Source organism: Streptomyces alboniger, from assembly GCF_008704395.1.
GTDB classification, from domain to species: Bacteria; Actinomycetota; Actinomycetes; order Streptomycetales; family Streptomycetaceae; genus Streptomyces; species Streptomyces alboniger.
Genome location: NZ_CP023695.1, coordinates 3,645,393 through 3,658,843, shown reverse-complemented (window position 1 = coordinate 3,658,843; position 13,451 = coordinate 3,645,393). Strand labels below are relative to the sequence as shown.

Below are 13,451 nucleotides of genomic sequence, written 5' to 3'. Positions count from 1 at the left end.
GAGTGAGAGGTGCGGAACGCTGATGGCCTATACGCTCGACCGCTATCCCCGTGAAGAGTCGCCGCGCCTCGGTGCGATGGCCTTACCGCCCGAGGCGGAGTCCGTGCCTCGGGCCCGGCGCTGGTTCCGGAAGTTCATCACTCCGTACAACCCCGCCTGCTCCATCGACGACTGCGTACTGATGATCTCGGAGCTTGTGACCAACGCGGTCGTCCACGGCAGGGCGGACGGGCACTGGGTCGTCCGGGTGGAGTGGTTCCGCGAGGGCGGCTCCCTCCGGGTCGAGGTGCACAACCCAGGGCTCCCGGAGAACGTGCGGCTGAGGCGCCCCGATGCCAACGACGCGCACGGGCGCGGGCTGCTCCTGGTCGACTCGGTCTCCGATTCCTGGCACGCCGGAACAAGCCGCTTCGGCGGAACCATGGTCTGCTTCCGGATGACCGACGCCTGGCCGTCCTGAGCGTGCACCGGTCCCGCGGTCAGCGGCTCATAGGGCGGCCCGCGCCCACAAGCAAGCCCCCGCCCTGCCAGAAGTCACAGGTCGGGGGCCTACTGGTGCGGGCCTACTTCTTCTTGCCCTGGTTCTTGACCGCCTCGATCGCCGCCTTCGCGGCCTCCGGGTCGAGGTACGTGCCACCCGGGTTCAGCGGCTTGAAGTCGGCGTCCAGCTCGTACGAGAGCGGGATGCCCGTCGGGATGTTCAGGCCCGCGATGTCGGCGTCGGAGATGCCGTCCAGGTGCTTGACCAGGGCGCGGAGGCTGTTGCCGTGGGCCGCGACCAGGACCGTCTTGCCGGTCAGGAGGTCGGGGACGATGCCGTCGAACCAGTAGGGGAGCATCCGGACGACGACGTCCTTCAGGCACTCCGTCTGGGGGCGCAGCTCGGGGGGGAGCGGCGCGTAGCGCGGGTCCTCGAACTGGGAGTACTCCGCGTCGCGGTCCAGCGCCGGCGGCGGCGTGTCGTACGAGCGGCGCCACAGCATGAACTGCTCCTCGCCGAACTCGGCGAGCGTCTGCGCCTTGTCCTTGCCCTGGAGAGCGCCGTAGTGGCGCTCGTTCAGGCGCCAGCTGCGGTGCACCGGGATCCAGTGGCGGTCGGCGGACTCGAGGGCCAGCTGCGCGGTGCGGATCGCGCGCTTCTGGAGCGACGTGTGGACCACGTCGGGGAGCAGGCCGGCGTCCTTCAGCAGCTCACCGCCGCGGACCGCCTCCTTCTCGCCCTTCTCGTTGAGGTTGACGTCCACCCAGCCGGTGAACAGGTTCTTCGCGTTCCATTCGCTCTCGCCGTGGCGGAGGAGGATCAGCTTGTACGGTGCGTCGGCCATGCCTCTGAGCGTAATCGAACCCCGGCGGGCCTCGCGCGCGGGCGTGGCGGCTCCGTGAGCGGCGGAAGCGCGGGTGACGGTTGACGGGCCGCGTCAATCGAGTAGCGGGGCCGGGCCACGGGATCGTAATGTGTGATGTCCGGTAGAGACGCTTACAAACGCTTGCATTCGGGGGAATCTTGATGCCGTTCACCGCCATGAGACGTGCCGTCACCGAGAGCGTCTCGGGTCTTCCCCGGGCCTTCTGGTGGCTGTGGACAAGCACGCTGGTGAACCGGCTCGGGGCCTTCGTCGCCACCTTCATGGCCCTGTACCTGACCCTGGAGCGTGGCTATTCGGCCTCGTACGCGGGACTGGTCGTCGCACTCCACGGGCTCGGCGGTGTCGTCTCCTCGCTGGGGGCGGGGGTGATGACCGACCGGCTCGGGCGGCGGCCGACGCTGCTGATCGCGCAGGCGTCGACGGCCGGTTCCGTGGCCCTGCTCGGGTTCATGGAGCACCCGGTCGCGATCGCGGGCGTCGCCTTCCTCGTGGGCATGGCGAGCAACGCGTCGCGGCCCGCCGTGCAGGCGATGATGGCGGACATCGTCCGGCCCGAGGACCGCGTACGCGCCTTCTCGCTCAACTACTGGGCCATCAACCTCGGGTTCGCCATCTCCTCGGCGGGCGCCGGCTTCATCGCCTCGTACAGCTATCGCGCCGGTTTCCTCATCGAGGCCGCCATGACGCTGGTCTGCGCGATCCTCGTCTTCGTCAAGCTGCCCGAGTCGCGGCCCGTGCGGACGGCGCTGGAGAAGGCGGCGGAGCCGGAGGTCGGGCTCGGGAGCGTGTTCCGGGACGGGCGGTTCATGGGGGTCGTGGGGCTGTCGTTCCTCGTGGCACTGATCTTCCAGCAGGGGTCCGTGGGACTGCCGGTCGCGATGGGCGAGGCGGGATTCACGTCCGCCGACTACGGCCTCGCGATCGCGGTCAACGGCGTACTGATCGTCGCCCTCCAGATCCCCGTCACCCGCTTCATCGAACACCGGGACCCACGCCGCCTGTTGGTGCTCTCCTCGGTCGTCGCCGGGTACGGCTTCGGTCTCACCGCCTTCGCCGGATCCCTCGGGGTCTTCGCGCTGACGGTGTGCGTGTGGACGCTCGCCGAGATCGTCAACGCGCCGACCCAGACCGGCCTGGTCGTACGGCTCTCCCCCACCCACGGCCGCGGGCGCTACCAGGGCATGTACACGATGTCCTGGTCCGTGGCCGGTCTGGTCGCGCCGCTGATGTCCGGCTTCATGATCGACCGGTTCGGGGCGGAGTGGCTGTGGGCGGCGTGCGCGGTGCTCGGGACGGTGGCGGCGGTCGGGTACTGGGGGTTGATGCGGGGGCTTCCCGAGGAGGGGGAGGGCGAGGGCGTTTCCACGGTGGACGTCGGCGCCGCACAGCCCGTGGCGGCTCGCACGGATTCCGCGGCGCCTCGTACGGATTCCGCGGCCGTGCCGCGTCCGTAGTGCTGTGCGGCGCACGGCGGGTGCGCACGCCCCCCGTGCGGTCGAAGGGGTGCGGCGCGCGGTCGCCGGGCCGTCAGTACGACGTCATGGGGTGCCTCGGCGCCCCCGATCCGGCCGATGGCCGAGCTGAGGTTCGAGGAGGTCCAGGGCCTCCTGCCACCGGAATGGGTCGGCTCCACCACCGGACTTGGGCGGGTGGGGTTCGCCCGAGCCGATCAGGATGTTCATCCCGCGCAGCCGCTCCAGGCTCTGCCGATAGGCGGGGTGAGCCGTCTGGGCCGCGTTCATGTGCGGCAGGACGGCGATGGGGACCCCCATGCCGTACGCCTCGCACAGGATGCCCAGAGCGAGGGTGTCGGAGATGCCCGCGGCCCACTTGTTGATCGTGTTGAAGCTGGCCGGGGCCACGGCGATCGCGTCCGCGGGCGGCAGGGGACGCGCCTCACCGGGAGCACGCCAGGCGGAGCGGATCGGATAGCCGGTCTGGGTCCGGATCGCCTCGGTGTCGAGGAAGCCGAGGCCCTGCGGGGTGGCGATCACACCGACGTCCCAGTGCCGTTCCTGCGCGGCGGTGATCAGTTCGCCGACGTCGGCGGCGATCCCGCACGCGCACACGACTACGTAGAGGAAGGGCTTCTTCCGCGCAGCGGACGGTTCGGTCATGCGATGACTCCCGGTCGACGGCAGAGTGATGGGACTTGGGCAGCGTACGGCGTCGAAACCCGGTCTCTCGTCTGCGCATTCAAGCTTGCTCCAAGGTTTCCCCACAGCCCGCCGAGCAACGTAGTGGCCGTCGAACAGGCGTGGAGGGAAAGGCCCTTCAGGGTCGGCCTCCGCCGGAGGAAGGGGTACTGAATGCGCACCCGTAAGGCCATCGCAGGACTCGCTCTCGGGACCACCGTCGGACTGGGCCTCATGGCGGCCCCCGCCCAGGCCGCGCCCGCCCAAGTGGCCCCCGCCCAGGCCGCCCAGAGCGTGGAGGAGACCAAGGGCGCCCAGGCGACCCGGCACTTCTACAGCAGCCACTGGACCCTTCGGGAGTGCCAGGCCCGGGGTAACTACTGGATGAGCAGGAACCCCTCCTGGGGGGCGGAGTGCGACCCAGGGCTGGGCACTGACGGAAGGTTCAAGTACCACCTGTACATGTGGTACTAGGGCCGGCCAGGTGCCCATGGGGAGGCCCCCTGTCCGCGAGTCACTCGCGGACAGGGGGCCTCCCGGCGTTCCGGCGGCGTTCCGGCGGCGTTCCGGCGGCGTTCCGGCGGCGTCACGAAGCCGCGCTACCTCGTGAAGTTGAGGTACTTCCACGCCCCATGCGTCGTCGAGTTCACGTTGTCGCCCGACGTGCCGTTCACGTACGACGAACGGATCCGCGCGCGGATGCCCGACTCACCGGGGGCCTCCAGGCGGACCGTGGACTTCCCGTTCGTACCGAGCTTGAAGTAGTCCGAGCCCGTGGAGTGCCACTTGCGGTCCGGGCCGTAGACCTGGATCTCCAGGCGCTGCTTGCGGTCCTTGTAGTACGACATCGTCGTGGCGAGCACCGGGTCGGTGTTCTTGTGGAAGTAGTGGTACGTCGTGGAGCCGATCTTGCCCGTCCTGTAGTGCTTGGAGACGGAGCTGGAGATCTTGACCTTGGCGTACGCCGTCGACGTCGCCTTCGCGGAGGCCGAGCGCGCGTCCCCGGAGAAGACGGCCGTGACCTTCGTGTCGCGCTTCATGTCGACCGTGGCCCTCAGGTCGCCGCGCGAGTTCACGACGCCCCTCTCGACCAGCTTGTTGGGCTTGTCGGCGCCGTACGGGTCCGCCCAGATCTCGACCGTGCGGTTCTTGTACGTCGAACCGAGGTGGGCCGTGAAGGCGACGTCCGCGCCGTAGCCGAACACCTTGCCGTTCTTGTCGAGCGTGAGCGTGGTCTTGGTACGCGAGACCTCCACCGAGTCCGACGCGGAGGCCGCCGCGTGCGTGGCGTCACCCGCGTACGCGACCTTGTACGTCACCTTGCCGCCCGCCGGCGGGCTGTCGGTGAAGGAGAAGGAGCCGTCCGCCTCGGTCTTGACCGGGGGCAGTGCCTTGCCGTCGGGGGACTCGACGTCCGTGCGGGTGACGGTCAGTTCGGTGCCGGCCGGGAGGCCCGTTCCGGTGAGCTTGCCCTCGACGGTGAGCGCCCTGGCCCGGGGAGCCTTCTCGGGCGCCTCGACCGTGAGCGTGGGCAGGGACTTGGCCGGGTCGGTCAGGATCCGCAGCGAGAAGACGTCGTCGCTGTTGGAGGAGACCGCGAAGAGCCGGCTGCCGTCCGGCGCCCAGGCCAGGCCGCCCTCCGCGAGGGTGTCCCCGCCGCTGCCCTGGGCGGTGTTCGGGAAGTCGTACTCCCGCACCTTGGACCACTTGCCCTGCCGGTAGATGTGCACGTCGGGCCGGTACCAGGAGAAGGTGCCCGCCGCCACGGTGCCGTCCGGGGCGATGTCCACGGCCGAGCCGTAGTCCCCGGAGTCGTAGCGGCCCAGGGGGGACAGGTCCTTCGTGGAGTACACCGGGTGGTAGTACGGGGCGCCGCTGGCCGTGACGATCTGCGTGCCGTCGGGGGAGACCGCGATGTCGTCGAAGAAGCCGCCCTCCACCGACTTGGTGACCCGCAGCTCCGGCTTCGGCCCGGAGACGTCGTACACCGTCAGGGCGTCGCTGCTCGTCGCCTTCTCGCCCGCCACGAGGATCCCCGAGTCGGGGTCGGAGCCCAGCTCGGGAGCGGCGTAGAAGTCGGCGGCGCCGTCCAGGTCGAGCGTGATGACCGGCTCGCCCCCGGAGAGGTCGAGCGAGCCGATGCCGCCCTCGGCGGACGCCCCGTAGCCGAACCACAGCTTGCCGCTCGCCAGCGCCAGCGTGCGCGGCTTCTCGGCGCCGTCGAGGGCGTAACTGGCCGTCTGGGAGTACGAGGTCGTCTCCACGGACACGATCCGGTTGAGGCCCGCGACCGCCGCGTACACCTGTCCGGAGTCGGGCGAGAGCGCCAGGCCCTCGACGTCCGGCAGCCCGTCCAGGGTCGCCTTGACGGTGCCCGCGTAGTCCGTGACGACGATCTTGCCGCCCCTGGGGTCGGACACGTAGACGCGCTGGTGTTCGCCGTCCACCAGTACGTCTCCGGCCGACCGGATGTCCAGGCGCTTGTCGGAGTCCGCCGCGGCCGGGCCGGACGCCAGGGCGACCAGCGCCGCCGAACTGAAGAGGACCGCGAGCGCCGTCGCGGTCGAGATGATGCGCGTACGCACGGTGATGTGACCCCCCACATGGAAGGCGCGGGCCGTGTGCCCGGGCCGGAACCCCCGTTCACAGCGCAGGTTATGGCATGTCTGTGACAGGTGTGGAGGAAGTTTCACGAGGCGGCTCTCCCTGGGGGTTCGAAAGGAGATACGCGCGCGTGCGCCGTTGATGCGCCCTGCCCGGCGGGGTTGGAATGGGCGCAGGCAAGTGCGTTACGTACGCCTTCGAGGAGGAGACCCATGGCCGAGTCCCCCACGCCCGCAGTCATCGAGATGAGCTGTAGTTGCGGCCCCGGCTGTTCATGCGGCTGCCAGTCCGGTGGCTCCTGCCAGTGCGGCGGCGGCTGCGGCTGACACCCGGCGGGAACCGAACGTGCCCCGCACGACGACTGACGTCGTGCGGGGCACGCGCGCGTGCGGCACAGAACAAGCGCGTCCCGCGCGAGAGGCCCGCGAGCAGCGAGCCCGCGAAAGGCCTACGCCCCCTCCACCGACGCCTGCCCCGCCGACTGGATCTCGTCCGCGTGCTCGCCCGTGACCAGGTAGACGACCCGCTTGGCGACCGACACCGCGTGGTCCGCGAAGCGCTCGTAGTAGCGGCCGAGGAGGGTCACGTCGACGGCCGTCTCGATGCCGTGCTTCCAGCGGTCGTCCATCAGGTGCTGGAAGAGCGTGCGGTGCAGCTGGTCCATCTCGTCGTCGTCCTGCTCCAGCTGGAGCGCCAGGTCGACGTCCTTGGTGATGATGACCTCCGCCGCCTTCGCCATCAGGCGCTGCGCGAGCTGGCCCATCTCCAGGATCGTGGCCTGGAGGTCCCGCGGCACCGCCGAGTCGGGGAAGCGCAGCCGGGCCAGCTTGGCGACGTGCTGGGCGAGGTCGCCCGACCGCTCCAGGTCGGCGCTCATCCGCAGCGAGGTCACGACGATGCGCAGGTCGGTGGCGACCGGCTGCTGCCGCGCGAGCAGGGCTATCGCGCGGGCCTCCAGCTCGTGCTGGAGGTCGTCGACCCGCTGGTCGGCGGCGATCACGCTCTCGGCCATCTTCAGATCGGCGTCGAGCATGGCCGTCGTGGCGCGCCCGATCGCGGACCCGACCAGGCGGGCCATCTCGACCAGGCTCTCGCCGATCGAGTCAAGTTCCTCGTGGTACGCGTCCCGCATGTGGCTGTCCCTCTCTCGTACGTCTCAGGGGGCTGGCCCCTACGCTCCCACGGTGCGGCCCCTAACCGTCCGTTTCCGGCACCCCGAATGAACCGCCACCGTCATCAAGGTGAACTGTGGGCGACGCGGCACGACACCTCCGGACCTGCTCCTCCCGGCCCGTCCGGGGGAAATGAACCGATGCCGTCCCCATGGTGAACTCTGAGCGACGAGTGTTCGAGGCGGCACCCGTTTGGCTGTGGTCGGCATCGATACGGCGCATAACCTGGACGCATGGACGTGAACGCGGCGGTCGCCGCAGTGGCAGCGATCGCCGGGGTGTGCACCGGCGTCATCGCCATGCTGGCGTTCCGCTGGAGCGAGCGCGACCAGAAACGCCCCACCCGGACCTCCCTGCACACCGACCCCGTACTGCCGCCCGGCGTGGACACGGTCCTCTCCGTGCTGCGCTCCTCCGCGGTCGTCCTCGACGAGGCCGACAGCGTGGTCAAGGCCAGCTCGGCGGCGTACGCGCTCGGACTCGTCCGCGGCGGCAAGCTCGCCGTCGAACCGATGCTCCAGATGGCGCGCGACACCCGCCGCGACGGAGAGATACGCCAGGTCGAACTGGACCTGCCCCGGCGCGGCACCGGCCGGGGCGAGGCCCTCGCCGTCTCCGCGCGCGTGGCGCCGCTCGGCTCCCGGCTGGTGCTGCTCCTGGTCGAGGACCTCACGGAGGCCCGCCGCATCGAGGCCGTACGGCGTGACTTCGTCGCGAACGTGAGCCATGAGCTGAAGACCCCGGTGGGGGCCCTCTCGCTCCTCTCCGAAGCCGTCATGGACGCCTCCGACGACCCGGAGGCCGTGGAGCGCTTCGCCGGCCGTATGCAGATCGAGGCGACCCGCCTGACCAACCTCGTGCAGGAGCTGATCGACCTCTCCCGGGTGCAGAACGACGACCCCCTGGAGGACGCCGAGCCCGTCCGCGTCGACGAACTGGTGGCGGAGGCGATCGACCGCAGCCGGCACCAGGCCTCCCACAAACAGATCACCATGGCCGCGGGAGGCACCGCCGAGCTCCAGATCTGGGGCAATCGCGGCCAGCTCGCCGCCGCCCTCGGCAACCTCGTCGAGAACGCGGTGAACTACAGTCCGGCCCGCACCCGCGTGGGCATAGCCGCCCGCCGGGTCACCGCACCCGGCGGGGACCTCATCGAGGTCGCGGTCACCGACCAGGGCATCGGCATCTCCGACAAGGACAAGGAGCGCATCTTCGAGCGCTTCTACCGCGTCGACCCGGCCCGCTCCCGGGCCACCGGCGGCACCGGCCTCGGCCTCGCCATCGTCAAGCACGTGGCCGCCTCGCACGGCGGGGAGGTCACCGTGTGGAGCTCCGAGGGACAGGGCTCCACCTTCACCCTGCGGCTGCCGGAGGCGGCCGCGCACCGCGACCGCGGATCAGGTCACGGCGGCGTGCTCGACGCCGAGCACGCCGCACCCGACGAGACCACTTCGTACGAACCCATCCCTGCCCCGGAGGTCCTTCCGTGACCCGAGTGCTCGTCGTCGAGGACGAGGAATCCTTCAGCGACGCTCTGTCCTACATGCTCCGCAAAGAGGGCTTCGAGGTCGCCATCGCGGCCACGGGCCCGGACGGACTCGACGAATTCGAGCGCAACGGCGCCGACCTCGTCCTGCTCGACCTGATGCTGCCCGGCCTGCCCGGCACGGAGGTCTGCCGCCAGCTGCGCAGCCGCTCGAACGTCCCGGTGATCATGGTCACCGCCAAGGACAGCGAGATCGACAAGGTGGTCGGCCTGGAGATAGGAGCCGACGACTACGTCACCAAGCCCTTCTCGTCGCGGGAGCTGGTCGCCCGCATCCGCGCGGTCCTGCGCCGCCGCGGCGAGCCCGAGGAGGTCGCCCCGCAGGCCCTGGAGGCGGGCCCCGTCCGCATGGACGTCGACCGGCACGTGGTCACGGTCTCCGGCTCCAAGGTCGACCTGCCGCTGAAGGAGTTCGACCTCCTGGAGATGCTCCTGCGCAACGCGGGCCGCGTGCTGACCCGCATGCAGCTCATCGACCGCGTGTGGGGCGCGGACTACGTGGGGGACACCAAGACGCTGGACGTCCACGTGAAGCGTTTGCGCGCCAAGATCGAGCCCGACCCGGGCGCCCCGCGCTATCTGGTCACGGTGCGCGGCCTCGGCTACAAGTTCGAGCCGTAAACCGCGAGCGGCCCGATGCGAGAGAGGGCGGGACCCCTGGTGGGGTCCCGCCCTCTCGTCGTGCGTGCATCTATCAGTCGTACGTACGTCTATCAGTCGTACGTACGTGGATCAGTGCTCGGCGCTGGTACCGGCGTCCTCCTGGTGCCCGGCCGCGCCGGACGGGTCCGCGGAGGCCGCGCCGGACGGGTCCGTGCCCGCTCCGTGGGAGGCCTGGCCGGACGGGTCGGTGGAGGCGCCGTCGGCGGGCTCCCCCGACTTGCCCGGCTGTGCGGGCTTGCCGGACGCGCCCGGCTTGGCGTCAGGCGCCTTCGGCACCTCGGTCGGGCCCCACTCGCTGAAGTAGCTCTCGGCGGGCACGACGAACGCCTTGAGCTTCACGTCGCCGGTCTCGCTGAAGGCGAAGGTGATCCGCTGCGCGTTGCCGTCCTTGACGGCGTCGCGGCTGCTGGGCAGGACGGCCGAGGCGTTGTCCTTGCCGCCGATGACGACGGAGCCGCCGGCCGGGATGGTCAGCCGACCGTTCGACTTGGAGGCCTTGTCGTCCTTGGCGGGCGTGATCTTGGCCTTCTTGCCGGCGCCGTCGACCGTGATGGAGTTCAGGGTCTGGGCGGTCGTGCCGGTGTTGAAGACCGTCGCGGAGACCACGGCCGGGCCCTTGGACTTCAGGTCCGGCTGGGTGATGACCATGGCGTTCTGGATCTTGATGTCACCGACGGAGGTCGCCGCGTTGTCCGGCTTGACCTCCAGCGTCTGAGCGTTGTTGCCGGCGCCGCACGCGGCGAGCGAGGCAAGCGAGAACGCGATGGCGGTGGCGGCGAGGGCGCCGCGTCGAAGGCTGCGGCTCACGGCGGCGGCAACTCCTTGAACGTGGGCGGTACGGGAGGGGCGGGCGGCCCTGGAGCCGCCCTGAGGCGGCGGTAAAGCCGCCCTAAGGGTGTGTCAGCGCGCTTAGGTTACCGAGCCGTTCCCACGCCGCCGCACCCGACCCGCCCCTCGGGGCCGCGAGCCTGCGCCGGGATGAATCAGCGGGCCCCTCCGTCCCGCCCGCCCCAATGCCCCCTCGTTCATCATTCACATAAGCGCTGCCGAGAGTCCTCCCGAACGTCTTGCGGATTTCCGGTAAGGAATGCGCGGGGGGCCGCGGAATTGATCACCGGGCTGCTTGATCAATTCCGGAATCCTGTCCGACGGCGTGCGGTACGCCTCTCCGGCGACCGAACGGAGCAGCGAAAGTTCACCGCTTGGAACCGCGCAAACCGGGACGTTCGGCCTCTCTGAGGCTTCTTGAGGGGTGCGTAACGCCCCTGTTTCCGCCTCCCCGGAGAGCCGCTCCGACCTGCGAATACCCCGTTCCGGCAGCCCTCCGCAGCACGTTCCTGTTGCAGTTGTCAAGCCCCGAGATATGCCCTGACCTGCGAAAACGCCATTCAGAAGAGGCGGTTCTCGTGTTAGGATGGATAGCCACGGAAGGGGTACCTGTCACATGACGTTCAAGGTTGGCGACACCGTGGTCTATCCCCATCACGGGGCCGCGCTGATCGAGGCTATCGAAACTCGCCAGATCAAAGGCGTGGACAAGACCTACTTGGTGCTGAAGGTCGCCCAGGGCGATCTGACGGTGCGTGTGCCAGCGGACAATGCGGAGTTCGTGGGCGTGCGTGATGTGGTCGGTCAGGACGGCCTCGACCGGGTCTTCGAGGTGCTGCGCGCGCCGTACGCCGAAGAGCCCACGAACTGGTCGCGTCGCTACAAGGCAAATCTCGAGAAGCTCGCGTCCGGCGATGTCATCAAGGTCGCGGAAGTCGTGCGTGACCTGTGGCGTCGGGAGCGTGAGCGCGGACTGTCCGCCGGTGAGAAGCGCATGCTCGCCAAGGCGCGTCAGATCCTGGTGAGCGAGCTCGCGCTCGCGGAGAACACGAACGAGGACAAGGCCGAGGCCCTGCTGGACGAGGTCCTCGCGTCCTGACGCGGACGGCCCCTGGGACTGTCTGCGGGGCTGTCTGTCTTTGGCGCAATGATGCCGCGGTGCCCGCTGACCCGTAAAGGAGTCGCCGGGCGCTGCGGCATGTTCGTACCCAGATTTTCTCGGATATTTCCCGCACCCAGGCATACGTGAGAGCGGCCCCCGGGGAGCCGTGTTGGCGTGCTGGACTCGGCAGCTGGCTCGACCAGATGTCACGGAAGGGTCCGGTCAAGATGCCACCCCGGCACGGTGAGGCCATACCCACGTCAGCCGAGCACACAAACCTGAACGGAACCGATGTCTAGCGAATCCCGTACCGCGGTGGTCATTCCCGCGGCAGGACGGGGCGTGCGCCTCGGCCCTGGCGCCCCCAAGGCGCTCCGTGCGCTGAACGGCACCCCGATGCTCATCCACGCGGTCCGCGCCATGGCCGCGTCCCGCGCCGTCTCCCTCGTCGTCGTCGTGGCCCCGCCGGACGGCGCCCCCGAGGTCAAGACCCTCCTCGACGACCACGCGCTGCCCGAGCGGACCGACTTCCTCGTCGTGCCCGGCGGCGAGAGCCGCCAGGAGTCCGTGCGGGCCGGCCTGGACGCGCTGCCGCCCGGCATCGACATCGTGCTCGTGCACGACGCGGCCCGCCCGCTGGTACCCGTCGACACGGTCGACGGCGTCATCGCGGCCGTACGCGGCGGGGCGCCCGCCGTCGTGCCCGCGCTGCCGCTGGCCGACACCGTCAAGCAGGTCGAGCCCGCGGCGGCGCCCGGCGACGCCGAGCCCGTCGTGGCCACGCCCGAGCGGGCCCGGCTGCGCGCCGTGCAGACCCCGCAGGGCTTCGACCGCGCCACGCTCGTACGCGCCCACGAGAGCGTCACCGACAGCGTCACGGACGACGCGAGCATGGTCGAGCAGCTGGGGCTGCCGGTCGTCGTCGTGCCAGGACACGAGGAGGCCTTCAAGGTGACGCGCCCCCTCGACCTCCTCCTCGCCGAGGCCGTTCTCGCCCGCAGGAGGGCCAACGATGGCTTCTGAGACGCCCCCGGTCGTCCTGCCGCAGGTCGGCATCGGCACCGACATCCACGCCTTCGAAGAGGGCCGCGAGCTGTGGTGCGCGGGCCTGAAGTGGGAGGACGAGGGGCCCGGCCTCGCCGGGCACTCCGACGCCGACGTCGTCGCGCACGCCGCGTGCAACGCCCTGTTCTCCGCGGCGGGCCTCGGCGACCTCGGCGCACACTTCGGCACCGGCCGCCCCGAGTGGTCCGGCGCCTCGGGCCTCACCCTGCTCACCGAGGCCGCCCGCATCGTGCGGGACGCGGGCTTCACCGTCGGCAACGTGGCCGTGCAGGTCATCGGCCCCCGCCCCAAGATCGGCAAGCGCCGTGACGAGGCGCAGAAGGTGCTCTCCCATGCCGTCGGCGCTCCCGTCTCGGTCTCCGGGGCCACCACCGACGGCCTCGGGTTCCCGGGCCGCGGCGACGGGCTCGCGGCGGTCGCCACCGCCTTGGTCGTACGTACGTCGCACTGACGGCGATATCGGGTAGGGGTATGGCTCGTACCGGCGAGGCTCTCGCAGCCTGCTGTCCACGAAGGAGTGAAGCCATGTCCGCCGCACTGTCCGACCAGCTCAAAGCCCTCCTCGACGCCCCGTCCTTCATCACCGTCGCCACCATCCAGCCCGACGGCAGCCCGCAGCTGTCGCCGGTCTGGGTGAAGCGGGACGGCGACGACGTGCTCTTCTCCACGACCATCGGGCGCCGCAAGGAGAAGAACCTGCGCCGCGATCCGCGCGTGACGGTGTTGCTCCAGCCCTTCGACGCGCCTTATACGTACGCGGAGATCCGCGGCACGGCACAGATGACGACCGAGGGCGGCCAGGAACTCATCGACGAGCTGTCGCTGAAGTACACGGGCAAGAAGTACGCCGAGTTCAACCCCGCGTCGAAGGACGACGCCCCGCGCGTGGTGGTGCGGGTCTCCGCCCGGAAGGTCGTCGGGCGGGTCTGAGAGCGGTCCCGGGGCGGGGCCGGGGCGGTCCCCACGTCA

At 70.2% G+C, this 13,451-nt stretch carries 14 protein-coding genes; 9 read left to right on the top strand and 5 right to left on the bottom strand.

Translation table 11 applies throughout. From position 1 onward, the window contains the following. Nucleotides 1-22: 22 nt before the first annotated feature. Nucleotides 23-460 carry an ATP-binding protein gene (locus CP975_RS16125; protein WP_055533538.1) on the top strand — a complete coding sequence of 146 codons (438 nt, stop codon included), beginning with the start codon at nt 23-25 and terminating at the stop codon, nt 458-460. Between the two features lie 103 nt (nt 461-563). Here the strand turns inward: CP975_RS16125 and CP975_RS16120 are convergent, their stop codons facing one another. Next, nucleotides 564-1,325, bottom strand: coding sequence for a phosphoglyceromutase (locus tag CP975_RS16120; protein ID WP_055533537.1), 762 nt, complete (start codon nt 1,323-1,325; stop codon nt 564-566). Between the two features lie 182 nt (nt 1,326-1,507). Between CP975_RS16120 and CP975_RS16115 the strand changes: the two genes are divergently transcribed. Further along, nucleotides 1,508-2,821: an MDR family MFS transporter gene (locus CP975_RS16115; protein WP_055533536.1), complete on the top strand. Its 1,314-nt coding sequence runs from the start codon at nt 1,508-1,510 to the stop codon at nt 2,819-2,821. An 84-nt stretch (nt 2,822-2,905) separates the two neighbouring features. Here CP975_RS16115 and CP975_RS16110 read toward each other — a convergent pair whose 3' ends face one another. Continuing rightward, a complete protein-coding gene (locus CP975_RS16110) occupies nt 2,906-3,484 on the bottom strand; it encodes a flavoprotein (RefSeq protein WP_055533535.1) in 579 nt (192 codons plus the stop codon). Nucleotides 3,485-3,676: 192 nt separating this feature from the next. Between CP975_RS16110 and CP975_RS16105 the strand changes: the two genes are divergently transcribed. Next, nucleotides 3,677-3,976, top strand: coding sequence for a hypothetical protein (locus CP975_RS16105; RefSeq protein WP_055533534.1), 300 nt, complete (start codon nt 3,677-3,679; stop codon nt 3,974-3,976). A gap of 125 nt (nt 3,977-4,101) precedes the next feature. Here CP975_RS16105 and CP975_RS16100 read toward each other — a convergent pair whose 3' ends face one another. Further along, entirely contained in the window at nt 4,102-6,087 is a 1,986-nt protein-coding gene (locus tag CP975_RS16100) for a YncE family protein (RefSeq protein ID WP_055533533.1), read from the bottom strand. Nucleotides 6,088-6,554: 467 nt separating this feature from the next. After that, entirely contained in the window at nt 6,555-7,238 is a 684-nt protein-coding gene (gene phoU / locus CP975_RS16095) for a phosphate signaling complex protein PhoU (RefSeq protein ID WP_030784741.1), read from the bottom strand. A 273-nt stretch (nt 7,239-7,511) separates the two neighbouring features. On the opposite strand from phoU, the gene phoR reads away from it, so the two are divergent. Together phoR and phoP are read left to right on the top strand one after the other, a co-directional pair. Beyond that, nucleotides 7,512-8,768: a two-component system sensor histidine kinase PhoR gene (gene phoR, locus CP975_RS16090; RefSeq protein WP_055533531.1), complete on the top strand. Its 1,257-nt coding sequence runs from the start codon at nt 7,512-7,514 to the stop codon at nt 8,766-8,768. Next, on the top strand, nt 8,765-9,445 hold the full coding sequence (phoP, locus tag CP975_RS16085; protein WP_030362171.1) for a two-component system response regulator PhoP: 681 nt from the start codon (nt 8,765-8,767) through the stop codon (nt 9,443-9,445). Before phoR ends, phoP begins: the two co-directional genes overlap by 4 nt. Before the next feature lie 111 nt (nt 9,446-9,556). Here the strand turns inward: phoP and CP975_RS16080 are convergent, their stop codons facing one another. Continuing rightward, nucleotides 9,557-10,294, bottom strand: coding sequence for a copper chaperone PCu(A)C domain-containing protein (locus CP975_RS16080; protein WP_055533529.1), 738 nt, complete (start codon nt 10,292-10,294; stop codon nt 9,557-9,559). Between the two features lie 637 nt (nt 10,295-10,931). Between CP975_RS16080 and CP975_RS16070 the strand changes: the two genes are divergently transcribed. The 4 genes from CP975_RS16070 to CP975_RS16055 all read left to right on the top strand — a co-directional run bounded on the left by CP975_RS16070 (nt 10,932) and on the right by CP975_RS16055 (nt 13,412). Beyond that, the gene (locus CP975_RS16070; RefSeq protein ID WP_003953493.1) at nt 10,932-11,414 is read left to right on the top strand and encodes a CarD family transcriptional regulator; all 483 of its coding nucleotides are present in this window, start codon (nt 10,932-10,934) and stop codon (nt 11,412-11,414) included. Between the two features lie 294 nt (nt 11,415-11,708). Beyond that, nucleotides 11,709-12,440: a 2-C-methyl-D-erythritol 4-phosphate cytidylyltransferase gene (ispD, locus tag CP975_RS16065; RefSeq protein ID WP_055533527.1), complete on the top strand. Its 732-nt coding sequence runs from the start codon at nt 11,709-11,711 to the stop codon at nt 12,438-12,440. Beyond that, the gene (ispF, locus tag CP975_RS16060; RefSeq protein WP_055533525.1) at nt 12,430-12,933 is read left to right on the top strand and encodes a 2-C-methyl-D-erythritol 2,4-cyclodiphosphate synthase; all 504 of its coding nucleotides are present in this window, start codon (nt 12,430-12,432) and stop codon (nt 12,931-12,933) included. The genes ispD and ispF overlap by 11 nt, the downstream gene beginning before the upstream one ends. A gap of 74 nt (nt 12,934-13,007) precedes the next feature. Further along, the gene (locus tag CP975_RS16055; protein ID WP_055533523.1) at nt 13,008-13,412 is read left to right on the top strand and encodes a PPOX class F420-dependent oxidoreductase; all 405 of its coding nucleotides are present in this window, start codon (nt 13,008-13,010) and stop codon (nt 13,410-13,412) included. The last annotated feature ends 39 nt before the right edge of the window (nt 13,413-13,451 follow it).